This window comes from Streptomyces sp. NPDC048590, from assembly GCF_043199535.1.
In the GTDB taxonomy this organism is placed as follows: domain Bacteria; phylum Actinomycetota; class Actinomycetes; order Streptomycetales; family Streptomycetaceae; genus Streptomyces.
Window position 1 is genome coordinate 183,731 of the sequence record NZ_JBICWC010000010.1, and the last position, 24,684, is coordinate 208,414.

Annotated in this window: 25 protein-coding genes, 1 tRNA gene and 2 pseudogenes; 6 read left to right on the top strand and 22 right to left on the bottom strand. The window is 71.3% G+C overall.

Annotated features, from left to right (window positions below; translation table 11 throughout):
- Nucleotides 1-52: 52 nt before the first annotated feature.
- On the bottom strand, nucleotides 53-625 hold the full coding sequence (locus tag ACGFNN_RS27565; RefSeq protein WP_393559844.1) for a TetR/AcrR family transcriptional regulator: 573 nt from the start codon (nucleotides 623-625) through the stop codon (nucleotides 53-55).
- 191 nt (nucleotides 626-816) lie between these two features.
- On the opposite strand from ACGFNN_RS27565, the gene ACGFNN_RS27570 reads away from it, so the two are divergent.
- Entirely contained in the window at nucleotides 817-4,230 is a 3,414-nt protein-coding gene (locus ACGFNN_RS27570; protein ID WP_393559846.1) for a S41 family peptidase, read from the top strand.
- A gap of 268 nt (nucleotides 4,231-4,498) precedes the next feature.
- Here the strand turns inward: ACGFNN_RS27570 and ACGFNN_RS27575 are convergent, their stop codons facing one another.
- The 4 genes from ACGFNN_RS27575 to ACGFNN_RS27590 form a co-directional block, all read right to left on the bottom strand.
- Nucleotides 4,499-4,726 (bottom strand): hypothetical protein, encoded by a 228-nt coding sequence (locus ACGFNN_RS27575; protein WP_362540375.1) that lies wholly within the window; start codon nucleotides 4,724-4,726, stop codon nucleotides 4,499-4,501.
- A gap of 87 nt (nucleotides 4,727-4,813) precedes the next feature.
- Entirely contained in the window at nucleotides 4,814-5,698 is an 885-nt protein-coding gene (locus tag ACGFNN_RS27580) for an SDR family oxidoreductase (protein WP_393559848.1), read from the bottom strand.
- Nucleotides 5,695-6,657: an alpha/beta fold hydrolase gene (locus ACGFNN_RS27585; protein WP_393559850.1), complete on the bottom strand. Its 963-nt coding sequence runs from the start codon at nucleotides 6,655-6,657 to the stop codon at nucleotides 5,695-5,697. Before ACGFNN_RS27585 ends, ACGFNN_RS27580 begins: the two co-directional genes overlap by 4 nt.
- A complete protein-coding gene (locus tag ACGFNN_RS27590) occupies nucleotides 6,654-8,180 on the bottom strand; it encodes a flavin-containing monooxygenase (protein WP_393559852.1) in 1,527 nt (508 codons plus the stop codon). Before ACGFNN_RS27590 ends, ACGFNN_RS27585 begins: the two co-directional genes overlap by 4 nt.
- 170 nt (nucleotides 8,181-8,350) lie before the next feature.
- Between ACGFNN_RS27590 and ACGFNN_RS27595 the strand changes: the two are divergent.
- A pseudogene (locus tag ACGFNN_RS27595) lies at nucleotides 8,351-8,971 on the top strand (MerR family transcriptional regulator); the annotation flags it as partial.
- Nucleotides 8,972-9,166: 195 nt separating this feature from the next.
- Nucleotides 9,167-9,562 (top strand): annotated as a pseudogene (locus ACGFNN_RS27600) (GNAT family N-acetyltransferase); the annotation flags it as partial.
- Nucleotides 9,563-9,661: 99 nt separating this feature from the next.
- Here ACGFNN_RS27600 and ACGFNN_RS27605 read toward each other — a convergent pair.
- Complete coding sequence (locus tag ACGFNN_RS27605) at nucleotides 9,662-10,027, bottom strand: iron chaperone (RefSeq protein WP_393559854.1); 366 nt, start codon at nucleotides 10,025-10,027, stop codon at nucleotides 9,662-9,664.
- Between the two features lie 8 nt (nucleotides 10,028-10,035).
- Nucleotides 10,036-10,851 carry an exodeoxyribonuclease III gene (locus ACGFNN_RS27610; protein WP_393559856.1) on the bottom strand — a complete coding sequence of 272 codons (816 nt, stop codon included), beginning with the start codon at nucleotides 10,849-10,851 and terminating at the stop codon, nucleotides 10,036-10,038.
- A gap of 50 nt (nucleotides 10,852-10,901) precedes the next feature.
- Here ACGFNN_RS27610 and ACGFNN_RS27615 point away from each other — a divergent pair, with 50 nt between their 5' ends.
- Nucleotides 10,902-11,393 carry a GNAT family N-acetyltransferase gene (locus ACGFNN_RS27615; RefSeq protein WP_362667132.1) on the top strand — a complete coding sequence of 164 codons (492 nt, stop codon included), beginning with the start codon at nucleotides 10,902-10,904 and terminating at the stop codon, nucleotides 11,391-11,393.
- A 3-nt stretch (nucleotides 11,394-11,396) separates the two neighbouring features.
- Here ACGFNN_RS27615 and ACGFNN_RS27620 read toward each other — a convergent pair whose 3' ends face one another.
- From ACGFNN_RS27620 to ACGFNN_RS27635, 4 genes are all read right to left on the bottom strand, one after another.
- The gene (locus ACGFNN_RS27620; RefSeq protein WP_393559858.1) at nucleotides 11,397-12,182 is read right to left on the bottom strand and encodes an SAM-dependent methyltransferase; all 786 of its coding nucleotides are present in this window, start codon (nucleotides 12,180-12,182) and stop codon (nucleotides 11,397-11,399) included.
- Between the two features lie 132 nt (nucleotides 12,183-12,314).
- A complete protein-coding gene (locus ACGFNN_RS27625; RefSeq protein ID WP_393559860.1) occupies nucleotides 12,315-12,920 on the bottom strand; it encodes an HD domain-containing protein in 606 nt (201 codons plus the stop codon).
- Nucleotides 12,921-12,992: 72 nt separating this feature from the next.
- Nucleotides 12,993-14,051, bottom strand: a complete 1,059-nt coding sequence (locus ACGFNN_RS27630) for a MarR family transcriptional regulator (RefSeq protein WP_393559862.1) — start codon at nucleotides 14,049-14,051, stop codon at nucleotides 12,993-12,995.
- A 365-nt stretch (nucleotides 14,052-14,416) separates the two neighbouring features.
- Nucleotides 14,417-14,923, bottom strand: coding sequence for a DinB family protein (locus ACGFNN_RS27635; RefSeq protein ID WP_393559864.1), 507 nt, complete (start codon nucleotides 14,921-14,923; stop codon nucleotides 14,417-14,419).
- 289 nt (nucleotides 14,924-15,212) lie between these two features.
- Between ACGFNN_RS27635 and ACGFNN_RS27640 the strand changes: the two genes are divergently transcribed.
- Entirely contained in the window at nucleotides 15,213-15,464 is a 252-nt protein-coding gene (locus ACGFNN_RS27640) for a hypothetical protein (protein WP_393559866.1), read from the top strand.
- A gap of 83 nt (nucleotides 15,465-15,547) precedes the next feature.
- On the opposite strand, the gene ACGFNN_RS27645 is transcribed toward ACGFNN_RS27640, so the two are convergent.
- From ACGFNN_RS27645 to ACGFNN_RS27660, 4 genes are all read right to left on the bottom strand, one after another.
- Entirely contained in the window at nucleotides 15,548-16,159 is a 612-nt protein-coding gene (locus ACGFNN_RS27645) for a hypothetical protein (RefSeq protein ID WP_393559868.1), read from the bottom strand.
- 193 nt (nucleotides 16,160-16,352) lie between these two features.
- On the bottom strand, nucleotides 16,353-17,225 hold the full coding sequence (locus ACGFNN_RS27650; protein ID WP_393559870.1) for a hypothetical protein: 873 nt from the start codon (nucleotides 17,223-17,225) through the stop codon (nucleotides 16,353-16,355).
- Nucleotides 17,226-17,227: 2 nt separating this feature from the next.
- The gene (locus ACGFNN_RS27655; RefSeq protein ID WP_393559872.1) at nucleotides 17,228-17,929 is read right to left on the bottom strand and encodes a carbon-nitrogen hydrolase family protein; all 702 of its coding nucleotides are present in this window, start codon (nucleotides 17,927-17,929) and stop codon (nucleotides 17,228-17,230) included.
- Between the two features lie 65 nt (nucleotides 17,930-17,994).
- Complete coding sequence (locus tag ACGFNN_RS27660; RefSeq protein ID WP_393559874.1) at nucleotides 17,995-18,618, bottom strand: HAD family hydrolase; 624 nt, start codon at nucleotides 18,616-18,618, stop codon at nucleotides 17,995-17,997.
- Nucleotides 18,619-18,855: 237 nt separating this feature from the next.
- Here ACGFNN_RS27660 and ACGFNN_RS27665 point away from each other — a divergent pair, with 237 nt between their 5' ends.
- The gene (locus ACGFNN_RS27665) at nucleotides 18,856-19,068 is read left to right on the top strand and encodes a DUF5958 family protein (RefSeq protein ID WP_393559876.1); all 213 of its coding nucleotides are present in this window, start codon (nucleotides 18,856-18,858) and stop codon (nucleotides 19,066-19,068) included.
- A gap of 131 nt (nucleotides 19,069-19,199) precedes the next feature.
- Here the strand turns inward: ACGFNN_RS27665 and ACGFNN_RS27670 are convergent.
- The 7 genes from ACGFNN_RS27670 to galU form a co-directional block, all read right to left on the bottom strand.
- A tRNA-Ala gene (locus tag ACGFNN_RS27670) sits at nucleotides 19,200-19,273 on the bottom strand.
- 87 nt (nucleotides 19,274-19,360) lie between these two features.
- Entirely contained in the window at nucleotides 19,361-20,509 is a 1,149-nt protein-coding gene (gene glpR, locus ACGFNN_RS27675; RefSeq protein WP_393559878.1) for a gephyrin-like molybdotransferase receptor GlpR, read from the bottom strand.
- A 124-nt stretch (nucleotides 20,510-20,633) separates the two neighbouring features.
- Nucleotides 20,634-21,263 carry a GNAT family protein gene (locus ACGFNN_RS27680; protein ID WP_362667163.1) on the bottom strand — a complete coding sequence of 210 codons (630 nt, stop codon included), beginning with the start codon at nucleotides 21,261-21,263 and terminating at the stop codon, nucleotides 20,634-20,636.
- Between the two features lie 17 nt (nucleotides 21,264-21,280).
- Nucleotides 21,281-21,793, bottom strand: a complete 513-nt coding sequence (locus ACGFNN_RS27685) for a molybdenum cofactor biosynthesis protein B (RefSeq protein ID WP_393559880.1) — start codon at nucleotides 21,791-21,793, stop codon at nucleotides 21,281-21,283.
- Complete coding sequence (moaC, locus tag ACGFNN_RS27690; protein ID WP_362540316.1) at nucleotides 21,790-22,290, bottom strand: cyclic pyranopterin monophosphate synthase MoaC; 501 nt, start codon at nucleotides 22,288-22,290, stop codon at nucleotides 21,790-21,792. The genes ACGFNN_RS27685 and moaC overlap by 4 nt, the downstream gene beginning before the upstream one ends.
- A gap of 126 nt (nucleotides 22,291-22,416) precedes the next feature.
- On the bottom strand, nucleotides 22,417-23,727 hold the full coding sequence (gene glp / locus ACGFNN_RS27695; protein WP_393559882.1) for a gephyrin-like molybdotransferase Glp: 1,311 nt from the start codon (nucleotides 23,725-23,727) through the stop codon (nucleotides 22,417-22,419).
- 4 nt (nucleotides 23,728-23,731) lie between these two features.
- The gene (gene galU / locus ACGFNN_RS27700; protein ID WP_385032169.1) at nucleotides 23,732-24,634 is read right to left on the bottom strand and encodes a UTP--glucose-1-phosphate uridylyltransferase GalU; all 903 of its coding nucleotides are present in this window, start codon (nucleotides 24,632-24,634) and stop codon (nucleotides 23,732-23,734) included.
- Between the last annotated feature and the right edge of the window lie 50 nt (nucleotides 24,635-24,684).

The window sequence follows — 24,684 nt, forward strand, 5'->3', positions numbered from 1 at the left end:
CGGCGTGTCAGGTGGAGCGTCGGGGAGCAGTTCGTACGGGGTGGAGGGGACGTCAGACGCCGAGGGCGGGGAACACCACGGCTTCCGCGTAGTCGGTGAGGAATGCCTGGTCGACCGGCCGTTCCTCCACCAGCTCACGAGCGGCGAAGGCGCCGATCATCATGTGAGGGACATAGGGGAGCGCCGGGTTGTCCGAGCGCACCTCTCCTCGGTCCACGGCCCGCTGGAGCATCGTCCCGAGACCGGTCATCTCCGGCTCGATCAGCAGTTCCCGCAGCGCCTGGAAGAGGTCGGGGTTGTTGTGGACGGCATGGCTCAGCCCCCGCATCAGCGCGGAGTTCCGCTCCATCTGGCAGTCGTCGGTGCGCGCCATCACGGCGAGGAAGTCACCGCGGAGCGAGCCCGTGTCGATGTCGCCGAGACTCACCGGCTTGTCGTTCCGGAGCGCCTTGACGACCAGCTCGGCCTTGCTCCCCCACTGGCGGTAGAGGGTGGCCTTGCTGGAATGGGTGCGGGCCGCGACGGCGTCCATGGTCAGGGCTTCGTAGCCGACCTCGCCCAGCAGGTCGAGCACGGCCTCGTACAGCTCGCCCTCGCGTTCGGGCGTGAGCCGGCTGCGTGCCATGGATCGACCTCCTCTTCCTCGCGTCCGCAGGATCGTACGTCAGCCGACGATCATCATCGAAGATCGACTAACGGAACGAAACTGTTTCGTACACCTTGACGGTACTCCCCTCTCCTAGCGAAACGGGACAGTTTCGCTTGTGTCGCGCACCACAAGTTGCCGGGGGCCCTGCGCGCGGAAAGCATTGAAGGGTGAGTGACGACGCCGCGTATCTCCGCTTCCCGCACCTCCACAAGGACTTGCTCTGCTTCGTGGCGGAGGACGACCTGTGGGTCTCCCCGCTCGCACCGGCGGCGCAGCGGCCCGGCCGGGCCTGGCGGCTGACGGTCGACCGGACCAGACTCGGTCACCCCCGCTTCTCGCCCGACGGCAGCCGGATCGCCTACACCACGTGGCGCACCCTCGATCCCGAGATCCACGTCGTCCCGGTGGACGGCGGTCCGGCCCGCCGGCTGAGCCACTGGGGCTCAACGGACGCCCGGGTCTGCGGCTGGACGCCCGATCCGGGGGACTCGTCGCAGATCCTCGCCGTGTCCTCGCACAACCAGCCGTTCAGCTACTTCTCGTGGGCCTACAGCCTCCCGACCGACGGCAGCCCCGGCGGCAGACTCCCCTGGGGGCCCGTCTCCGACATCGCGGTCGCCGACATCGACGGCAAACGGCGCACCCTGCTGCTGACCGGGAAGCCCCCGCACGAACCGGCGGCCTGGAAGCGCTACCGGGGCGGGGCGACGGGCCGGCTGTGGCTGCACGGCGAGCGGCTGCTGCCGGACATCGGCGGTCATCTGGAGGCCCCGATGTTCGTCGGAGGGCGGATCGCCTTCCTCTCCGACCACGAGGGCGTGGGCAACCTCTACTCCTGCCGGACCGACGGCGGTGACCTGCGCAGGCACACCGACCACGACGCCTTCTACGCCCGGCACGCCTCCGGCGACGGCTCCCGGGTCGTCTACCAGTGCGGCGGCGACCTGTGGATCGTCGAGGACCTGGAGTCCCCGGACGCGAAGCCCCGGAAGCTGGAGGTGCGGACGGGCGGTCCGCGCACCGGGCGGCGCACCTACCAGGTGCCCGCCTCCAGTCATGTCTCCTCGCTGTCCGTGGACGAGACGGGTAGGGCCAGCGCCGTCTCCGTACGCGGCAGCCTCTACTGGCTCACCCACCGCGACGGCCCCGCCCGCACCATCTCCGACACCCCCGGGGTCCGGGTCCGGCTGCCGGAGATGCTCGGCAGCAGCGGCCAGGTCGCGTACGTGACGGACGCCGAGGGCGAGGACGCGATCGAGATCGCCCATCTCCCCAGGGCCAGCGGCGACCGCCCGCCCCGGCGGCTGGCGGCCGGGCGCCTGGGCCGGGTCCACGAGATGGTCTCGGACCCGGACGGCGAGCGGCTGGCCATCGCGTCGAACGACGGACGCCTCCTGCTGCTGGAGACGGCCGTGGAGGAGACCGGCGGCCTCCTGGGCCCGGCGTCCGGGGACGACGGCCCCCCGGACGATTCCCCGGAGGCGCCCGCACCGGTCGCCCCGCCCAGGACACCGGCCCCTTCGGGCGTCCTCGACCTGCTCGGGACTTCTGAGGACGGGATCACCGAGCTCATCCGCTCCGTCAACGGCCCGGTCCGCGACCTGGCCTTCTCCCCTGACGGCCACTGGCTGACCTGGTCGCATCCCGGCGTCGGACGGTCCCTGCGCCAGATCAAGCTGGCTCGGATCACCGGGCCCGACGCCCCGGTGACCGTGGATGTCACCAACGGCCGCTTCGAGGACGAGAACCCCGTCTTCACCGGCGACGGCCGCTACCTGGCCTTCCTCTCCTGGCGCGGGTTCGATCCCGTGTACGACGTCCACACCGGCGACCTGTCCTTCCCGCTGGGCTGCCGCCCCTACCTCGTCCCGCTCTCGTCCGCGACGCCCTCCCCCTTCGCCCTGCTCCCCGACGGCAGACCGGCCGCCGGGGGACTCGACCCGGTGGACATCCCGGAGGGTCCGGTCGAAGGGCCGACGGTCATCGTGGAGTTCGAGGGACTGGAGAGCCGGGTGACCCCCTTCCCGGTCTCGGCGTCGAAGTACTCCGGGCTCCAGCCGGTCAGCGGCGGCGGTCTCGTGTGGCTGCGCTGGCCGATCTCGGGCGCGCTCGGCGAGACGTTCGCGAACCCGGCCGACAAGTCCGGCCGGCCCACCCTGGAACACTTCAACATCGCCAAGGCCCGCAGGACCGAACTCGTCGACGACCTCGACTGGTTCGCGGTCAGCGGCGACGGGACCCGGCTGGTCGTCATGGACGAGGGCGAGCTGCGCGCCGTACCGTCCACCGAGTCCGGCGACAGCGACTCGACGGTCTACCTGGATCTGCGGCGCATCCTGCACGACGTCGATCCGGCGGCCGAGTGGCGCCAGGCCTACGGCGAGGCGGGACGCATCATCCGGTCCTACTTCTGGGAACCGGACATGTGCGGCATCGACTGGGACGCCGTCCTGGAGCAGTACCGTCCGCTCGTCGAACGGGTCTCCTCCCCCGACGAGTTCGCCGATCTGCTGCGCGAGGTCCTCGGCGAGCTGGGCACCTCCCACGCGTACGTCTCACCCGCCCGCCGCAACGAGGGGCCGCCGCACTACCAGCGGGCGATCGGGCTGCTGGGCGCCAACTTCGTCTGCCGGGACGGCGACTGGACGCTTCTGCGCATCCTGCCCGGCGACTCGTCCGACTCCAAGGCGCGCTCACCGCTCGCCGGTACGGGAATCCGGGAGGGCGCCGTCCTTACCCATGTGGACGGCCGGCCGGTCGACCCGGTCGCCGGCCCCTACCCGCTGCTGACCGCGGCGGGCGGCACCACGGTGGACCTGACCTTCCGCCCGGCGGGCGGCGAGGGCGGCGGGCGCTCCCGCCGCATCGCGATCGTCCCGCTGGTCGACGAACGGCCGCTGCGCTACCAGGACTGGGTGGCCAAACGCCGTTCCGTCGTACGCGAGTTGAGCCACGGAAAGTGCGGGTACCTGCACATCCCGGACATGGGCGGCTCCGGCTGGGCCCAGTTCAACCGCGATCTGCGTCTGGAGGTCTCGCGCCCCGCGCTGATCGTCGACGTACGGGGCAACGCGGGCGGCCACATCAGCGAACTCGTCGTGGAGAAGCTGACCCGGACGATCCTGGGCTGGGACCTGACCCGCAACGCCCAGGCGGTCAGTTACGCCTCCAACGCCCCGCGGGGGCCCGTCGTGGCACTCGCCGACGAGGCGACGTCCTCCGACGGGGACATGATCACCGCCGCGTTCCGGCTGCTGAAGCTGGGCCCGGTGGTCGGGCAGCGCACCTGGGGCGGCGTGGTCGGCATGACCGGACGGCACCAGCTGGGCGACGGCACGGTGATCACGGTGCCGATGAACGCGGCCTGGTTCGACGCCTACGGCTGGTCCGTCGAGAACCACGGGGTCGAGCCCGACATCGAGGCGCAGCGGACCCCGTTGGACTGGGCGGAGGGCCGCCACGCGGTACTGGACGACGCCGTGCGGGTGGCCCTGGACCTCCTGGCGGCCCGGCCGGCTTCCGCACCCCCCACCTACGACACCGCCCCGGACCTCCGCCGCCCACCGCTTCCCCCGCGGTGACGGAACCGGTCGCCCTGCCCCTCCCGCGGTGAAGTACCTGGCCGGGGCGGACCGGCCGACGTGGCCCACGCGGTGTCCCGCCGGTCACCGCACCACGCACGCCGTCGCCCTCCGACCGCACCTCGCCCCGCGCGCACGCCTCCGGAGCCACCGCCCGCGCACCCGCGCACCCGCCCGCGCGCGGCCCCCCGCCGCGGGCACACGAGAAGGGGCGTACCCGGAAACCGGGTACGCCCCAACCAACCGCAGACGCTCAGGGCGTCAGCCGTCAGCGCTCGGAACGCTCACGCGGACGGTCCTGGCCGCCCTGCGCGCGGTCCCGCGCCTCGGGGCGACGGCCCTGGCCCTGAGCCTGGCCCTGGGCCTGGCCCGCCGGGCGGCGCTGGGCGTCGGCGGAACGCTCGCGCGCCGCGCCCTGCTTGCCACCGGCCTTCTGCTGCTTGGCCTGGTCGGCGAGCTCCTGCGCCTTGTCCTTGAACTGGTCTGCGATGCCCATGCTGTTCACTCCTATGTGGGTGCGTGGGGTTGGTCCCCGGTGGGACCTCGCTCAGACTTACACACCCGGACATTCGCCGCATTTCGATCACTTACGCTGCGTACGCGCCGCCCTGTCGGCCTCGCCGCCCGCGCCCACCAGCCCCTTGCTCACGCCGTCGAGACGGGCTCCGAACCGCTTCATCTCGCGCTGCCCGATCGTCCCGATGACCATCGGCAGGTACCCCCGGACGGACTGCATCCCGCGCAGCCACCACTGGGCGTAGACATGCGCGGAGCGCCGTTCGATCCCGGCCACGATCCGGTCCACCGCGGGCCCCAGCGGGTAGGTGCGGTTCGTGGGCCAGGGCAGCCGCTGCCTCAACTCCCGCATGACGTCGTCCTCGTCGGCACCGCGGACCATGTCCGTGTCGGTCCAGGAGAGGTAGCCGACGCCGACCTTCACCCCCCGGTGACCGACCTCGCCGCGCAGGCAGTGGGCGAAGGCCTCCACCCCCGACTTGGAGGCGCAGTACGCGCTCATCATCGGCGCGGGGGTGATGGCGGCCAGCGACGCTATCTGGAGGAAGTAGCCGCGGCTCTCGATGAGTACCGGCAGGAACGCCCGTGCCGTCACCGCGCCACCGATCAGGTTCACCTCGATGACCCGCCGCCACGCCTCGGGGTCGGAGTCGACGAGCGGCCCGCCGGTGGCGACGCCCGCGTTGGCGACGACGATGTCCACCTTCCCGAACCGCGCCTTGACCTCCTGGGCGACGCGGCTCATCGCCTCGTGGTCGGTGACGTCCGCGTACCAGTGGTCGCTGGTGGAGTGAAGCCGCTCCGAGACCTTCTTCAGCTCGTCCGGCTCCAGACCGACCAGCGCCAGGGTCGCTCCCCGCGCCGACAGCTTGCGGGCCAGCAGTTCACCCACTCCGCGCGCCGCGCCCGTGACGACGACGACCTGTCCTTCGAGACTCCTGCTGCCGCTCATGCGACCTCCTCCTCGCCCACGACCGCCGCCGCACCGCCGTCGACCGCGGCACCTTCCACAGTGACGTAAGCGGCCACCAGTTCGCGGAGCTTCTCCGTGACCACTTCGGGCGCCTCGACGGGCGTCATGTGGCCCATGCCCGCGAGCACGGTCAGCCCGAGGCCGTTCGGCAGCGACTCCTCGATGGCCCGCGCGTGCACGGGCGGCGTCAGCCGGTCCTCGGTTCCCGCGATCACCGCGGTCGGCAGCCGCAGCTCCCGGACCCCGGCCTCGAGGTCGAGCTCCGCCAGCACGCGCCCCCAGGCCACCCGGGCCCCGCGCGGACACGCATGGACGATCCTGGCACAGGTGTCGACCCTCTCGGGTGCCGAACCACGGCCCATCGTCACGTACTTGAGGATCACCCTGGACACGGCGTTGACAGGGCCGAGCGGCGCCCGCGCGGCGAGCACGGCCGCCGTCATCCTCGTACGGAGCGCACCGGCGCGCAGCGGGATGACCAGGGACTCGGCGGTCAGCCGGGAGCTGCCGGTGCTGCACAGCAGTACGGCGGCGCCGTGTTCCCGTACGGCGTCGCGTCCGGCGGCCGCCATGATCGTCATGCCGCCCATGGAGTGCCCGGCGAGCACGGCCTTCTGCCCGGGTTCCAGGGTGGCCTTCAGGACCGCCTCGAGGTCGTCGGCCAGCGCCCGGGTGCTGTAACCGTCGGGGCCCGCGGCCGGCGAACGGCCGTGCCCGCGCTGGTCGTAGGCGATGACCCGGTGGTCGGCGGACAGGTCACGGATCTGGGCGTCCCAGAAGCGGGTGTTGCAGGTCCAGCCGTGCGCGAGGACGACGGCGGGGGCTCCCTCCGGTCCGTGCACCTCTACGTGGACGCGCTCACCGTCGGCGGAGACGACGTCGAGTTCACGGACGGGGACGGGCGCCGCCTGGGCGCCCGTGGTGGTGAGCCGGCTCATCGTGCTGCCTCCTCTGTCGCGGCGGCCCGCGCCGCGGTCCGGGTGGATGCGGGGGAACGGACGACCTCGTACTCGGCGAGGTCGACCGAGCGGGTGGCCCGGCGGAACTCGGCGGTCGTACCGGGCCAGACGGTGGTGTTGCGGCCGTTGGCGTCGAGGTACCAGCTGGTGCAGCCGCCGGTGTTCCAGACGGTCCGCTTCATGCGGTCCTGCACCCGGCGGTTCCAGGCCCCGACGGCGGAGGGCCGGGCGTCCAGGGCGACGCGTCCGCCCAGGACGTCGAGCTGGCGCATGTAGTCGGCCATGTAGTTCAGCTGCGACTCGATCATGAGGATCATCGAGGAGTTCCCGAGCCCCGTGTTGGGCCCGATGATCGTCATCCAGTTGGGGAAGCCTGCCGCGGTCGCCCCGCGCAGCGCCTGCATCTCGTCCTTCCAGGACTCCGCGAGGGTGATGCCCTGCGCCCCGACGACCCGGGTGGCGATCGGCATGTCCGTCACATGGAATCCGGTGCCGAGGATGATCACGTCGGCCTCGGTCTCGCTGCCGTCCGAGCCGACCAGGGTGGACCCCCGCACCTCGGAGAGCCCGGAGTCGATCACGTCGACGTTGGGACGGGCGAGCGCCGGGTAGTAGGCGTTGGAGAGCAGGATGCGCTTGCAGCCGATGCGGTACGAGGGGGTCAGCTTGGCCCGCAGCGCGGGGTCCTTGATGGCCCGCGCCATGTTCGACTTGGCTATCGACTCGACGAGCCCCAGCTGGTTGGGGTGCTTGGTGAAGGCGCCCACCTGCAGTTCGCGGATCCCCCACAGCAGCCCGCGGCGCGCGGTGGCGGTGAAGGGCAGCGTGCGGTGCAGCCACTTCTCGGCGCCGCTGATGGCGCGGTCCATGCGCGGCATCACCCAGGGCGGGGTCCGCTGGAAGAGCGTGAGCCTGCCTGCCTTCGGCTGGATCTCGGGCACGATCTGGATCGCGGAGGCGCCGGTGCCGATCACGGCGACCCGCTTGCCACTGAGGTCGTAGTCGTGGTCCCACTGCGCGGAGTGGAAGACCTTGCCGGTGAAATCGGCGAGCCCGGGGATGTCCGGCAGCTTGGGGTCGGAGAGCGGACCGGTCGCGGAGACGACCGCGTCGGCGGTGACGGTCGCCCCGTTCTCCGTCTCGATCACCCAGTGCAGCTCGTCGTTGTCCCAGCGCATGACGGTGACTTCGTGGTTCAGCCTGATGTGCGGGCGCAGCCCGAAGGTGTCCGCCACGTGCTCCAGGTAGGCCCGTATGTGCTGCTGCCCGGAGAAGGTGCGCGGCCAGTCGGGGTTGGGCGCGAAGGAGAACGAGTACAGGTGGGACGGCACGTCGCAGGCGCAGCCCGGATAACTGTTGTCGCGCCAGGTTCCGCCGACGGATCCGGCCCGCTCCAGGACCACGAAGTCGGTGATTCCCTCTCGGCGGAGCCGGACCGCGGCTCCGAGGCCCCCGAATCCGGATCCGATCACCGCCACTCGTACGTGCTCGTGCTGGGCCATGCTGCCGCCTCCCCGCGGTACGTGACACGACTCTGCCAGCAATCACTGGCATGGTTGGGAGGGTAGAGCAGCTCCGTACCGATGGGTAGGGGTCCGGGCAAGGAAAGTTACCGGCGGTACAACATAGGGTGGCGGGCGTGGCCGAAGGAGACGAGCACCGCGAATACCGCATGGAGGAGCTGGCCAGGGAGGCCGGCATCACCGTGCGCACCCTGCGCTTCTACCGGGAGCGCGGACTGATCCAGCCACCCCGCCGCGAGGGCCGTATCGCCTGGTACGACGACCACCACCTGGCCCGGCTGCGCACCATCACCGGCCTGCTGGAGCGGGGCCACACCCTCAACGGCATCGCCGATCTCGCCGCCACCTTCGACAGCGGCCGGGACGTCGCCGAGGTGCTCGGCCTGGGCGAGCCGACCGAGGAGACCCCGGTACGGCTCACACCCGAGCAGCTGGCCGACTACTTCAAGGACGAGGCCACGGCGGAGAACCTCGCCGCCTCCATGGAACTGGGCTACCTCGGCATCGACGGCGACGAGATCGTCCACATCAGCCGCCGCCTCCTGGATGCCTCCTCCGAGCTGGTGCGGGCCGGGGTCCCGCTCGGCGCGGTGCTCTCCTCCGGCCGACAGGTCCGTGCCCACGCCGACGCCCTGGCCGACCTCTTCGTCAGGGTCCTGCGCACCCACGCGGCGCACTCCGACCCGGACCAACTGCGGGCACTGGCCCATGCGGTGGTCGACGCGGAACTCTCGATGTCCCTGGACCGGCGGCTGCGCGAGGACGGCGGCCCGCACGACGGGACGACGTGGACCGGGAGCGCCGGGCCCCGGCCGGTCACCCCCGTGGACATCCTCGACGCCGGCGAACTCGCGGCCGACACCGAGCTGCGGAACGGGTTCGCCGGGTCGGCCCACCGCATCCTCGCCGACCTGGTCGCCTCGGGCGCCGCGCTCGGCTGGACCGAACCCCCGTCACCGGACGAGGTGGCCGCCCTCCTCGACCACGTCATCGCTGCCGCACGGGACGGGGACGCCGCCCTGCGGGCCGCCTACTCCGGCGGCCGCCTGGTGGGTCTCGGCTACTGGACGCGCTACGGCCGCCCGACCCACCGGCCCCACGCCGACCTGGAGAAACTCGCGGTGGACGCCGCCGCCCACGGCCTGGGCACCGGCCGCGCGCTGGCCCGCGCCCTGATCGCCGACGCCCGGGAGGCGGGCGTCGAGGTCCTCACCCTGGACGCCCGGGGCGACAACGCCGGCGCCCTGCGGCTCTACGAGTCCCTGGGCTTCACCGAGTACGGCCGCCTGCCCGGCTTCGTCGCCGTCGGCGAACGCCGCTACGACAAGGTCTTCCAGATGCTGGACCTGCGGCAGCCCTGACCTGGACCTCGCAGGCCCGGGCCAGGACCTTCGTTCGGATCATGCCGGATCAGGCACCGGAAGCCCGGGCCCGGCAGGATCCGAACGAGAGGCCCTGGATCAGCAGGGTGTGCCCGGCAGCGCCGCCGTGGCCCTGAGCAGATCCCGCACCAGCTCCAGGTCGACGCTCTCCGGCTTCCGGAACCGCAGGCAGCCCTTCCCCATGTCCTGGCCCGCGAGCCGCTCCTCGAACGCCTCGCGGACGTCGGCACGCATGAGATAGAAGGAGATGTACTGCTTCTGGCTCGCGAACGCGATCTCGCAGGCGCCGTTCCGCTCGTAGGCGGGCATCCCGTACGCCATGCGCTCCTCGAAGCCCGTCAGCTCCTCCCGGCACAGGTTCCGCATCCTGGTCAGCACGGACCGGCGCTCCTCGGCCACCTCGGCCAGGTAACCGTCGACGTCGCCCGCCTCGCTGCGCACCACGACGGAGGTCAGCGCTCGTAGGTGACGGTGACCGGCGCGTGGTCGCTCCACCGCTCGCCGTGCGTGGCGGCCCGCTCCACATGGGCCTTGACCGCGCGGGCGGCGAGTCCGGGCGTCGCCACCTGGTAGTCGATCCGCCAGCCCGCGTCGTTGTCGAAGGCGCGGCCCCGGTAGGACCACCAGGAGTACGGGCCCTCCTGCTCCGGATGCTGGGCGCGGACCACGTCCACGTACTCCGCCTCGTCGAAGACCCGCGTCAGCCAGGCCCGCTCCTCGGGGAGGAAGCCGGAGTTCTTCTTGTTGGACTTCCAGTTCTTGAGGTCGGCCTCCTGGTGGGCGATGTTCCAGTCGCCGCACACGACGACCTCACGGCCGTCGGCGGCGGCCCGTGCCTTCAGGCTCACGAGGTAAGGGAGGAAGGCGGCCATGAAGCGCTCCTTCTCCTCCTGCTTCTCGGTTCCGACCTCACCGGAGGGAAGGTAGAGGCTGGCGACCGTCACGCCGGGCAGATCGATCTCGACATAGCGCCCCGAGGTGTCGAATTCCTCACATCCCGGCACATCGAACGCACCGAAGCCGATCTGCACACGCTCCGGCTCCCGGCGCGTGTAGACGGCCACCCCCGCGCGCCCCTTGGCCGCCGCCGGGGCGTACACGGCGTGCCAACCGGCGGGCTCACGCAGTTCCTCGGGGATCTGCTGCACCTCCGCCCGGACCTCCTGGAGGCAGATCACATCGGCCTCGGTCCGCCCGAGCCACTCGACGAAGCCCTTCTTCGCGGCGGCGCGGATCCCGTTCACGTTTACGGAGGTAACAGTCAGCATCCCGGTACGATACCTACAAGCGCCTAGTGCATACCTGTACCATCGCTGGAATGAATATCCAGCCTCGGCCCTTCGACCACCCTGACGCCGTCAAACTCAACGACCTGGTGCAGCTCGAATACGCCGAGCGCTACGGCGACGGGGGCGATGTCACACCGCTCGACGCCACCATGTTCGACCCGCCGCGCGGCCTCTACCTGCTCGCCTACGACGCGCAGGACCGCCCGGTGGCCACCGGCGGCTGGCGCAGCCAGGAGGAGAACGAGGAGGGCTACTCCGACGGCGACGCCGAGATCAAGCGGATGTTCGTGACCGCCGAGGCCCGGGGGAACGGCCTCGCCCGTCGCATCCTCGCCGCCCTGGAGGCGGACGCCCTCGCCGCCGGACGCACCCGCATGGTCCTGGAGACCGGCGACCAGCAGCCCGAGGCCATCGCCCTGTACACGTCGAGCGGCTACACGCCCTGCTCGAAGTTCGGCCACTACCGCACGTACGACAGCAGCATCTGCATGGCCAAGCCGCTGACCGGGCCGGCTGCCTGAACCCTACGGAACCCGTGCCACGCCCACGTAGAACCCGCTCCGCTCATAGACCGGCGCCGGCTCCTCCTGGTACCACTCGGGCGCGGTGACCAGTCCCGGCTCGACGAGTTCCAGCCCGGCGAAGAACGGCTCGACCTCCTCGCGCGTACGCATGCGGAGCGAGATCGCACCCTTCCTGTAGGCCGACTCCGTCTCCTGCTTCAACTCCGGGTGCTGATCGGCGGTCCCGTGCGAGAGGACCAGGTAGCTCCCCGCGGGCAGCGCCCCGACCAGCCGCCTGGTGAGTCCGTACGGGTCCTGGTCGTCGGGCAGGAAGTGCATCAGCGCGATGAGGGACAGCGCGACGGGACGGGTGAAGTCGATGACCCCGGCGGCGCGTTCGAGGATCGCCTCCGGGTGCCGTACATCCGCGTGGATGTAGTCGGTCGCACCCTCGGGACTGCTGACCAGCAGCGCTTCCGCGTGACGCAGGACGATGGGGTCGTTGTCCGCGTAGACGACGCGGGCGCCCGGGTCGACGGACTGGACGATCTGGTGGAGGTTGGGAGCCGTCGGGATGCCCGTCCCGATGTCCAGGAACTGGTCGACGCCCTGCCGCGCCAGCCAGGCGGAGGCCCGGTGCATGAAGGCCCGGTTCCGCGCCGCGTTGGCCCGCGCCTCGGCCGGAAGCTTCTCCGCGACCTCCTGGTCGACCGGGTAGTTGTCCTTGCCGCCCAGCAGCCAGTCGTAGACCCGCGCCGGGTGCGGCTTGCTCGTGTCGACCGAGGAGTCGGGTATTCCGGCAGTCACAGGCGCCCTCCGTACGAAACCGTGGAACACACCCCGCACGCACCGGCGTGGACCCCGACAGCGGTCACCGGCAGGGCGGGTGAGCGAGGACGGCCCAGGTTACCGGCTGGTCACGCCGATCAGTGCCACCCGTCAGATCCGGTCCAGAGGACTGGAGACGGTCCGCCCCACCCACTCCCCCGCCACCAACTGCGCTGCCGCGCAACCCGGCTTGCGCTCCGCCTGGTCCTGGAAGAGGCTCACGAAGGACTTGGCGAAGCCCAGCCGGGGGTAGGCCCGGACGAGCGCCTCCGTGAAGGACGGATCGAAGGCGTCCAGCCCCGAACCGGACACGTCCGCACTCGTCCCCACCTGCAGCAGCCGGCTCTCCACATCCACTTCCGGCGCGACGTCGTCCCGCATGTGGAGCACGATCAGCTCGGCCGCCCTGTCCCGCCGCTCGACCGGCCAGCCGAGACCGGCCGTGAAGACCCGGGCGAGGTGACCGCCGGCCTCCTCGAACGGGAGCGTGTGACTGTCGAAGGGCGGGACAAGAGCCAGGTCGTGAAGGAGCGCCGAGACGAAGAACAGCTCACGGTCGAATTCGAGCCCGCGCGCCTCGGCCCAGGCAGCACCGAAGAAGTACGACCGCAGCGAATGGTGAAGGAGCGCCTCGTCGGCGTACTCCTCACAGACCAGCAGCGCCGCCTCCGCAGCACGCCCCACCGGCACCCGAACCCCGGCAACCTCGGTCGTCATCGCCCGCCCCTCCGCTCGAACATCCTTCAGCCACAAGCAACTTAGCGGTCGTCGGCCGCACGGCTGGCGCACTCAGGGCAGCCCTAGCCCCTCCCGGAGCGTCCGCATGTGAGTCTCGATGTCCCGGTCGGCACACGGCGGTTCGCCCTGCCCGGCCGGCTGCTCGACGGCTTCGGCCGCTGCCTGACGGCAAGCGCGGCACAGGCCGTCGGGCAGCGCCTCGGGCGGGCCCGGACGCCCGCAGCCGGCGCATTCGACCAGCACGGCGCGCACGGGTGCGTCCGGTGCGGCAACCGCCGGACGAGGCAACCGCGCCGGAAGCTTGTCGGTCAGCCTGCGCCGGACGTGCCCGACGGGCGATCCGACCTGTGCGGGCAGCCCGGCCGTGAGTGCCCGGGTGAGGTGGTCGGCGTCCACCCCGCACTCGAACCAGGCGGCGGCCAGGCCCTCCAGCACCTCGCAGTCCTTGGCGGACAGGGTCAGCCGCGAATCGACCAGCCCCAGCCCGGCCAGAGCGAGATAGGCGGGCGACCGCTCGGGCTCGGCCGTGCGGCCGGCCTCAGCCGGGGCGGTGGCGGAGGCCGAGGAGGCGAGACCGGCTACGGCCCCGGAGTCAGGGGCGGACGACTGCTCCGGGACCCGCTGCCGGGGAACCTCCGGAGCAACCGTTGCGCCCGTGCTGTCGGTGGCGTCGGCACCGGCGGAGACGGAACTCCCGCCCGACGCGAGCTGGAGCGACCACCACTCGTTGTCGCGAGCGGTGCGGGACCAGTAGGTGAGGGTGACCCATCGGCTCTGCCCGAGGCTTTCCACCCGGCAGTGCACATGCCGCAGATGCCCCGCCACGGCGAGCGCCCGGAGCGCGGAGCCGATCGCCATCTGGCCGTACAACGGGAGGTCCTTGGCCAGGGACTTGATGTCCATCGCGGCACCCTCGGGCAGATGGTCGACGTACCCGGCGACATAGCGCTCCCGCGCCGGAAGACACGCGAAGTCAACTGAGGAGGCGGGGCGTTGATCCGGTGCGGACCGCTTGCCGTAGCCGCTCGGGGCCTGGCGGTAGGGCCGGGAAGCCTCGGCGCGGGGAGATGCGGGGGCACTCGGGGCGGAGCTAAGGTGCTGAACAGCCACGGGACCGACCTTTTCTCGGATCTTGGGGTGAGACCCCGGCCGGTGCGCCTAACACCGCGTCGGGGTCGCTTCGTTGTGGGCACCGTAAGCAGTCGCCACTCTGCGCCGCAAGTTTGTCACGATTAGTCATACTTGCTGGCCGTGACGGGGTGGGGAGAGAGGAAAGGTTCTTCCCAAACCCTTCTTTCCCACCCGGATGAACAACACCGCTCGAACCTCGGCCCCCGAATCCCGCCCCCGGATCCCGAAGCTCAAGCGCCGAGCCGGAGCCCTCCCGGCATCCCCCGAAAGAGCGAACCAGCCATCCCGGAGCCCGAGTCCCGAGATTCGGGCTCCGAGGTTAGGGCTCCGAGCACCGGAAGCCCTCAGTCCCCGGTCGTGCCGTCGAGCATCTCGCGCAGGATGTCCAGATGGCCGTTGTGGCGTGCCGTTTCCTCCGTGAGGTGCAGGAGGATCCAGCGCAGGTCGACGTGGGAGCCGCTGCGGCGAGCTCGTACGGCCTGCTTGTCGAGGTCGTTCCCGGCGACCAGTTCGCGGTACCGCGCGCTCTGTTCCGCGTATTCGTCGAGCAGCTGGGCCAGCGGGAAGTCCACCGCGATACGCATCTCGCGGTCGGGGTCCTCGTCGGTCCAGGGACCCCGGTCCTCCTCGCCGAGGAAGACCACCTGGAACCAGTGGTACTCGACCCAGCGGAGGTGGTTGATCAGACCGCTCATGGTCATCAGCGGCGATCCGGGCAGAAGTGACTTGCACGCGTTCTCCGCCGAGACGCCCTCACATTTGGCGCGGGCGGTGTCACGTGCGTAGTCGAGGAACGTGGTGAGCTGGGTGCGCTCGTCCCACGCGGGCGGGATGTCATCGATTCTGGTCATCCGGCGAAGCGTCCCCGATCACCGAGGCAGGTGTCGAGGCATTTATCCCCGGGGGCGGCACCAGGTGGCTCTTCCCGCGAGCGGAAGCAGAAACATCTCGCCGAACTCGTTTATCCGAGCGCCACGGGGCACCCGCAACTCCATGACCACTGGGGCAACTTCTCACGCACCTCGCCCGCGAATGCGTACGCGCACGTCGGCGTGGACAGCTCCCAGCCGCAGTTCCGCGCCCTCCGACAGGCCGTCACCCCGGCCCCGGGGAATCGGACCTTCCGGAAAGGATCAGCCCATGTCCCGTCTCGAACGGCACTCCGAGCAGCGAACCGCCGTGAGGCGGTACGCCCAGTTCGTCGCGTCCTTCTCCGTGGTCGCCGTTCTGATCTCCGCTTTCCTGGTGTTCCCCGAGAGCCCCGGCGGCTGGGCCCTTCTCGCCTCGGCCTTCTTCGCCTGTCTCGTGGTGTCGCTCCTCGTCCAGGAGAGCGGGAGCAAGCAGTCCCGACCGGGCGCTACGCCGCACCCGCCCCGCGCGCAGGCGGAATGACGTCGATTCTCTTCATCACGCTGAGCCTCCTCCGGCCACCGTGCCGGTGTGGAGCCGTTCACCCACAGGTCGACAGGCGGAGCTCAGTACTGCCACTCGGCCCAGAAGCCGAAGATCCTTGAGATGCCCGCGCGCACGGCCCCTCGCCGGGTCAGCACGGAGCGGTCGACGCAGGTGAAGACGACGGCGAGTGACACATCGGCGGGCAGCACCCTCCCGGTCGCCCGTACGGTCACCTTCCGCCTGCTCCCCCGGCCCGACTCGCTCACGACGATGCCGACGCCCGGGTCCTCGGAATCGCGCAGCCGGACCAGTTCGTACGTCCTCCGGTTGAACGCCGTGAGCCGGTACGAGTCGCCCTGGTACGTCATGCGCAGGCCCCGGCCCCGGTGGCCGGGTGCCCAGCGGTTGCGTTCCATCCTCACCGGCGCGTCGCCCAGCCGGAGCGTGGAACGGTTCAGGGTCGGCATCGAGGCGACCTCGGTGTGCACCCCGCGCGTCTCGAAGGTGGCGGTCGGGATCAGCCCGCCGCTCACCTCGGTCACCAGGACGTTCGCCATGCCGCTGCCCGCCGGGTACACCACCCTGATGTCGCCGAGCTCACCCGCGACGCCCTCCCAGCCGCATCGCGTACGGCCGTGCGGCTGCTTCTCCGTGCGGTAGGTGAGGGTGAACGGGCTGATGGTCGTGTGCATCGATGTCCTCGTCGGAGGTGACGGCGGGCGTGCGAAGGTGCAGTTCCTCAGGGCCGCGTGCGAACCGCGGCCCGACAACTGCACGGGCACCGCAGGCCGTCGGCACGTGGGCAGGAACGGACACGCGTCCACGGGGACCCATGGTTCCCGCAGGTGCTCCGGCCATGCGCGTGGACTCCGGCCCGGCAGGTCCTCACCCGCGCCACCGGTCGCGCAACTGCCATGCGAGCCGCTCACGGATCTGGTGACGCCACAGCCACCAGGGCAGTCTGCGGCGCGGAACGTAGCCCCACAGGTCGTCGTCGGCCTCGTTGCCCCGTGGATGGGACCTCAGGAGCTCCAGGCAGCGGCGGTCGACGGTGCCGTGCAGCCGGGCGACATGGGCCAGCGCCACGCGACTCTGAGCGCGCAGCGCCGGGTCGGCCGACTCCAGGGCCCTCGCCACCCGGGGCAGGATCGCGGCAGCGTCCGGATGGTTCAGCGCCAGACCGATCACGGCGACCCCGACCAGGTCCTCACCCCGGTCGAACGCCGCGTCGACCTCCTCGGGCCGGTCCGTGCCCATCAGGGCCGATGAACTGCGCCAGTTCATGCCCTCGCCCGAGGCGGCCCGGGCCACCAGGAACTCGTTCCGCCCCGACGCGATCCGCCGCGGACCGGGTCCATCCCCCTCACAGGACATACGTGGCGTACCCCCGCCCGCCTCCTCGCCAAGTGCCGTGAGCAGACTCTCGCGGCACTCCCCGGGACGCGAAAGGGCCCAGCTGAGCGCCAGGTGGGCCCAGACCCTCCCGGCGTCGGCCTGCCCTCGCGACAACCGGTGGCACAGCGGCCCGAGCTCCGGCGCGGACGGATCCAGCCCCGCCAGGAGCTCGAAGTCGCCCGCGCGCTCACGGAGATCGCACCGCCGCAGAAAGGCGAGGCGTACGGCGTCCTCCGCGCTCAGGAAACCGTCCACGTATCCGCGTGCGACCTCCGCGGGCCGCAGCGCCGCGGCGTACCGGACGAACTCCGCGGGGATGCGGAAGGGCGCCGCGTCCGGGAGCCCAGGCGCCCCGGTGCCCACCGTCAGCGCGGGTCCCGGCCGAAGACCGCCCGCGCCACGTCGTCGGGAGCGGTGCCCGCCTCGGCGATCAGCTCGCCCTCGGCGGACCAGATGCCGGAGCGGCCGGACGTCCGCTCGAAGCCACCGCCGGTCGGCCCCGCGAAGGCGGCCGTGGCCGCCCACACCCCGTGGTCGGCGGCCACCCGGCGAGCACGCTCGCCGTGCACCTCGGCCTCGTGACCGGCGTGGACGACCCCGGCCACGTAGCCGTCGATGCCCAGTGCGGCCGTCTTCGCGGCGTGCTCGGGGATTCCGGTGTCACGGCAGACGGCGAGCCCCAACCGCCAGCCGTCCACCTCGATCACTGTGGGCTCGCCGGGCACGAACCGGTCCGCCTCGCCGCCGTACAGACAGACCTTGCTGTAGACGGCCCGCGCTCCGTCCCCGTCCACGGCCAGCACACCGATCCCGGGGCCGGGCACGGGAGCTCCCGCCAGGGCGAGCGCCCCGGTCTCCGCGCATGCGGCGACGAGCGGTGCCAGCCGTTCGTCGTCCGGCGCGATGACCTCAGCGTCCAGCTCGTAGCCCGTCAGCGACATCTCCGGGAACACCACCACCCGCGCGTCCGCCGCCCGCACGGCCTCGGCGTGTGCCTCCACATTGCGTACGACGTCGTGAGCGACACACCGCGGCTGCGCCACCGCGACACTTAGAAGCTGCCCCACCCTTGCTCCTCCTCGGATCACGGGCAGATTATCCGGTCCCCAGCAGCGGTCCTGTAGCGGTCCTGTCAGCGGCCCGGTACGCGATCGGCGTCCACGTGGGCCGTGATGCGCGCGATCGTCCCGGGGTTGTCCTCGAACAGATGCGCCTGCATACCGAATGCCCGGGCGGCCTCGACGTTGGCAGCGGCGTCGTCCACGAAGAGACAGCTCCCCGGTTCCACCTCCAGGGCGGCGCACACCGCTTCGAAGGCCCGAGGATCGGGCTTCTCGATGCCGATCTCGTGGGAGTAGACGATCTGCTCCACCAGTTCGTCGAACCGGTAGCGCGCGGCCTCCTGCTCGCGGGCCCCGGCAAAGCTGTTGCTCAGGATTCCCAGCCGGCACCGCCCCCGCAGCCCTTGTACGAAGTCGATGAGCTCCTGGTTGGGCGTCCCCAGATACTCCGCCCAGAGATCGGCCATGAAGGCTTCGAGCTGATCCCCTTCGATCCCCAGCCGGGACATCGCCTCCCACCGCACGTCGCGCTCGTCGATCTTCCCGAGGCTTCCGGCGCGCCAGACGTCGCCCATGCGCTCGTTCACGGTGCCCGGCGACAGCCGCAGCCGCTCCTCCCATCGCCGCACCCACCCGGTCTCCGGCGTGATCTCCAGCACGCCGCCGATGTCGAGAACGACGCAAGCCGTGTTCATGCGAACTCCCCCTGTTCTGCCGCCGGGTCATGCCCGGCCGACGGCCCGACCACGGTGCCCGGATCCGCCTCAGCGGCAGCGGACCGGCACTGCGGCCACCGCCCGGGGTCATCGTGTCACCCGGCCTCGACGGACGGCGGCACGCCCTCCACCAGCAACTCCCGTCGCTGCTCGGGCAACCGGACGCCACCGGACGCGCCACCGCGACTGTCGGACCCGAGGGCGAGAATGGGCGTCGTGACGAGGACAGCAGCGGACTACACGTGGTTCGAGAACGACTTCCCGGACATCGCCGAGGCGTACTGCTTCACAACCGTGGGTCCCTGGCCACTGCTGATCGCGGTGCTCGCGGTTGCCGACGCGCGACGCCGTGAGCTCTTCTGCTCCGACGGCTGCGGTCACTGGTGGCACAGACTGTCCGCGCCTGACGAGCCTGCACCGCGCGCCTGAGGATTCGGAGCACGGGGCACCAGAACGCCCACTCACCCGGGCCACACCCCGAAACGCCAAGATCCCGTTCCGCCTTCCGGCGGAACGGGATCTTGTGACGTCCACGAGAGCTACTCGCGAACTGTCGTCTGTGGACCTGTGGGGATTTGAACCCCAGACCCCCTCGATGCGAACGAGGTGCGCTACCAGACTGCGCCACAGGCCCTTGCGACGTGTGAAACTCTAGCACCCCGATCGGGGTGCTCGGAAATCCGTATCCCGGCAGGTCACCGAGTCGGCTCCGCGAGCGAGCTCACTCGTTGGCCGCGCGCGGCCGTTCGTCGCCGTCGTACTGGTCGAAGAGGGGGGTCCGGCCGCGGTCCCGGGTGCGCCTGGCCGGGTTGGAGCGGCGTCGCGGAGCCGGTTCGGCGTCCGGTGCGGCCGCGTCCTGGGAGTCACGGCTGGGCTCCACCGGGCTGGAGCGGGCCGCGCTCCAGGTCTCCGGGTCGCCGACCTCCACCCCGCCCGTGGCGCGCGGGGCGACGGGGGCGGTGACATAGGTCGGCAGCGGGACAGGAACGGGCTCCCAGCTGTCACCCTGGGCGGGGCCGCGCTCACGCTGCTGGTCGACCCACTCCGCGTGGTCCGTCTGCTCGACGAGCGCGCGGCGCCCGGCCTCCTGCGGGGAGACCGTCGGGACGGGCGCGGGCGCTTCGGGCTCCTCGTCGGGCTCGGCTGCCGCCGAGGACGTGGACTGGTGCCGGCGCGGGCGGTTCTCACGGAGCCGCTGCGCGGCCGCCTCCGCCCGGCGCCGGTCCATCGTGAAGACGAAACGTCGGCGCTCCTGGCCACGCAGATGCACGATGTACGCGCTCAGCAGTACGGCCGGAACAGCCGGGGCCCACAGGAAGCGGAGTCCGCCCACCGCCGCGACGACCGCACCCAGGGTGAACGCGAGGAAGAGGACCGTGGTGGTACGCCTCCGGCGGGCCAGGACCTGTGAGCGCCGCCGGCGCTCACGCTCGGCCTCGGCCCCGGAGAGGCGTCCCGCCTCGCGCCGGCCGGACGCCGGACGGGCCGGCCGCTCACTCGGGCGATCCGGTCCGGGCCCGGAGGACGCCGGGTCGCGCAACCGCGCTTCCGTACGGGCCGGGGGCGCGGAAAAGGCCCGGACGTCGACGGACTCCAATCGGTCCGTGACGGCATCCGGGTCCACGTCGCCAGGCGCCTCCTCGGCATCCCGCTCCTGCAGCTCCCTGGCGTATCGACGCTCCATCGCCGCCCGTCCGGACAGCAGCCGGATGGCGGTGCTGAAGCGTTCCGTCGGACGGGCCTCGTTGAGCTCGTCCTGCCTGCGGAGCCACATCGGCACCAAGTAGGCGGCCCAGGCACCGACGATGACTGCGTAGATGAGGCCGCTGCTGCTCACTCTCACACCGTAGAGGGGTTTGCACGGCAGCATCCGCCAATTGGCCCGGTGTGTCGCACGTTCCCGCTCATATGACGGACTTTTTTTGTGATTCTTCGGGTCACTCGCCGACGAAAGTCAGGTCGATTGCCTTCAGTTCACGATCAAATTCGAACACTTATCTTATTTCCCCGGGCGCGCTCGGGGTGTCCGGCCTACCCGGCCGCACCCTGCGCCAACGCCGCAGCAGGCCGTCGGGTACCTCTTCCGCGGTGAGGGCGAAGATCAGGTGGTCCCGCCACGCGCCGTCGATGTGCAGATAACGCGGCCTCAGCCCTTCGGCACGGAATCCGAGTTTCTCCACGACGCGGCGGCTGGGGGTGTTCTCCGGCCGAATGCACACCTCGATCCGGTGCAGTCCGACCGTGCCGAAACAGTGGTCGACGGCGAGCGCGACCGCGGTCGGCATGACCCCGCGGCCCGCCACGCTCCGGTCGACCCAGTACCCGACGTGTCCTGAGCACATCGAGCCCCAGGTGATGCCCGCCACCGTCAACTGACCGACGAGGCGCCCCTCGTACTCGATGGCGAAGGGCAGCATCCGGCCCGCGTTGGCCTCGGCGCGCAGGTGACGGATCATCTGCCGGTAGGTGGGGCGGTGAGCCACCGGACCGCCCGGCGCGGGCGGCGGGACCGTCGCCTCCCAGGGGCGCAGCCAGTCCCGGTTACGCCGGTTGACCTCACGCCACACGCTCTGGTCCCGGAGCTTTATCGGGCGGAGGGTGACGGCGCCGTCGGTCAGGATCACCGGCCAGGTCCGGACGTTCAGCTCGGGCTCCCGGGTCGGGGGTGGTCGCCACCGCGAAGCTGGTCGACGGCGTGCACCAGAAGCCTGCCGAGCACCGCGAGCCCGTCGCGGACGCCGCCGGTCGAACCGGGCAGGTTGACGATCAGGGTGCCGCCCGCGACACCGGCGAGCCCTCGGGAGAGCGCGGCGGTGGGTACCTTGTCCCGGCCCTCTGCCCGGATCGCCTCGGCGATGCCCGGGATCTCGCGGTCCAGGACCCGCCGGGTGGCCTCAGGCGTGCGGTCGGTGGGTGAGATGCCGGTGCCGCCGGTGGTGACGATCACGTCGTAGCCGGCCTCCACCCCGGCCCGCAGGGCCGCCTCGACCGGGTCCCCGTCCGGCACGACCTGCGGACCCTCGACGGTGAAACCGAGACCGGTGAGGCCTTCCGCGATGAGAGGTCCGCCCTTGTCGGCGTACACACCGGCGGAGGCACGGTTGGACGCGGTCACCACGAGAGCGCGGTGGGCGCCGCTGCCGGGGGTGCTCATGCGTCCGTCCCCTCCGGTCCGGGTCGTCGGTAGTCGCCGGACTTCCCGCCCGACTTGGCCTCCACCCGCACATCCGTGATGACAGCGCTCTTGTCGACCGCCTTGACCATGTCGATCACCGTGAGCGCGGCCACCGACACGGCGGTGAGTGCCTCCATCTCGACCCCCGTCCGGTCCGTCGTCTTCACGGTGGCCAGGATCTCGACCGCCTCGTCGGCGACGCTCAGGTCGACCTTGACCCCCGAGACGGCGAGAGGGTGGCAGAGCGGGATCAGGTCGGGGGTGCGCTTGGCCCCCATGATCCCCGCGATGCGCGCGGTCGCGAGGGCGTCTCCCTTGGGGACGCCCTCGCCCCTGAGGAGTTCGATGACACGCGGCGAGACGAGGACCCGTCCGCTCGCCCGGGCGACACGGGTCGTGACGTCCTTCTCCGACACGTCGACCATGCGGGCCGCACCCGCCTCGTCGATGTGGGTCAGCCTGTTCTGCGTACTCAACTCACTCCGCCTAGCGGTAGGGCGCCGGTTGCCCACCCGTCCGCGCACACGCGTGCGGGGCGGGGGGCCGGGGGGCTTCCCCCGGTAAGGCACAGCGCCAGATACCGTACCGCCACCGCGCGGAAGTCAGCGGAGGAGGATCACCTCGGTCTCCGCGCCGGGCTCCGCGGAGGTGACGTCCTCCGGCAGCACGATCAGCGCGTCGGCCTGGGCGAGAGCGGCGATCAGATGCGATCCGGCACCCCCGACGGGTGTCACCGTGCCCTTCTCCCCGTCGTAGGTGCCGCGCAGGAACTGACGCTTCCCGGCGGGCGAGGTGAGCGCCTTGTCCGTGTCGAGGGCGGCCCGCACCTTCGGGCGGTGGACGTCCTCCAGACCCATCAGCGTCATGATCGCCGGTCGGACGAACAACTCGAACGAGACGTACGAGGAGACCGGGTTGCCGGGCAGCGCGAGCAGCGGTGTGTGGTCGGGGCCGATCGAACCGAACCCCTGGGGCTTGCCCGGCTGCATGGCGAGCTTGCGGAAGTCGACGCCGCCGCCTGCCTCGTCCTCGTCGCCCACCGAGGACAGCGCCTCCTTGACCACGTCGTACGCGCCGACACTCACGCCGCCCGTGGTGACGACGATGTCGGCACGGATCAACTGGTCCTCGATCGTGGCGCGGAGCGTCTCCGCGTCGTCGGCCACCGCGGGGACCCGGTAGGCGATGGCCCCGGCGTCGCGGGCGGCCGCGGTCAGCGCGAAGCTGTTGGAGTCGTAGATCCGGCCGGCGGTGAGCTCCTCACCGGGCTGGGCCAGCTCACTACCGGTGGACAGGACGACGACACGCGGCCGGGGCCGCACCTTCACCGTCGACCTGCCGATCGCCGCGAGCAGCCCGATCTGCGGAGGTCCGACGATCGAGCCCGCGCGCAGCGCCAGGTCACCGGGTTTCACGTCGCTTCCCTTGGCCCGGACATGGGCGCGGGGCCCGGCGGCCCGGTGGACACGCACCTCGCCGCTCGCACCCTCCGGGGCGTCGCTGTGGGCCCGCATCGTCGTCGCGGGGCCCTCGCCCGCGCCGCCGTCGGTCCACTCCACGGGGACGACCGCCTCCGCCCCCGCGGGAAGCGGCGCGCCGGTCATGATGCGAGCCGCTTCTCCCGGGCCGACGGCCCGCCCGTCGGCCAGACCGCCGTCACCGGCCGCTACATCGCCGATGACGGTGAGGACGGCCGGGAACTCCTCGCTGGCGCCCTCGACATCGGCGATCCGGACGGCGTATCCGTCCATCGAGCTGTTGTCGAAGGGCGGCAGGGCGACCTCGACCACGACGTCCTCGACCAGGACGCAGCCCTGGGCGTCGGGCAGTTGCAGCTCGATGGGTTCGAGCGGCCTCACCGCCGAGAGGATGTCGTCGAGATGCTCGTCGACCGACCAGATCGTGCTGCTCAAACTCCTACAACTCCTCGCTGACGTAACTGCGGAGCCAGGACCGGAAGTCCGGTCCCAGATCTTCACGTTCGCACGCCAGTCTGACAATGGCGCGCAGATAGTCGCCCCGGTCACCGGTGTCGTAGCGGCGTCCCTTGAAGACGACACCGTGCACGGGGCCGCCGATCTTCTCGTCCTCGGCGAGGAGTTGGAGGGCGTCGGTGAGCTGGATCTCGCCGCCGCGTCCGGGCTCGGTCCGGCGCAGTATGCCGAAGACGGCCGGGTCGAGGACGTAGCGGCCGATCACGGCGAGGTTGCTGGGAGCCTCGCCCGTCTCGGGCTTCTCCACGAGTCCGGTGACCCGGACGACGTCGCTGTCGGTGGTCGCCTCGGTGGCGGCGCAGCCGTACATGTGGATCTGGGAGGGGTCGACCTCCATCAGCGCGACGACGCTGCCGCCCTCGCGCTCCTGGACCTCGACCATCCGGGCGAGCAGGGGGTCGCGCGGGTCGATGAGGTCGTCCCCGAGGAGCACGGCGAACGGCTGGTCGCCGACGTGCGGTGCGGCGCACAGGACGGCGTGGCCGAGTCCTCGCGGGTCGCCCTGGCGCACGTAGTGCATGGTGGCCAGGTCGCTGGACTCCTGGACCTTCGAGAGCCGGTCGGCATCGCCCTTGCGGGTCAGCGCCGACTCCAGTTCGTAGTTCCGGTCGAAGTGGTCCTCGAGCGGACGCTTGTTCCGGCCGGTGATCATCAGTACGTCGGAGAGGCCCGCGCCTACGGCCTCCTCGACGACATACTGGATGGCGGGCTTGTCGACGACAGGCAGCATCTCTTTGGGAGTGGCCTTGGTGGCCGGCAGGAACCGGGTGCCGAGGCCGGCAGCTGGGATGACAGCTTTGCTGATCCTGGGGTGCGACTGAGTCATGCGCAGCACTGTAACCGTTGAATATGGGCGGAAGATGAGCGTCCGGTTAA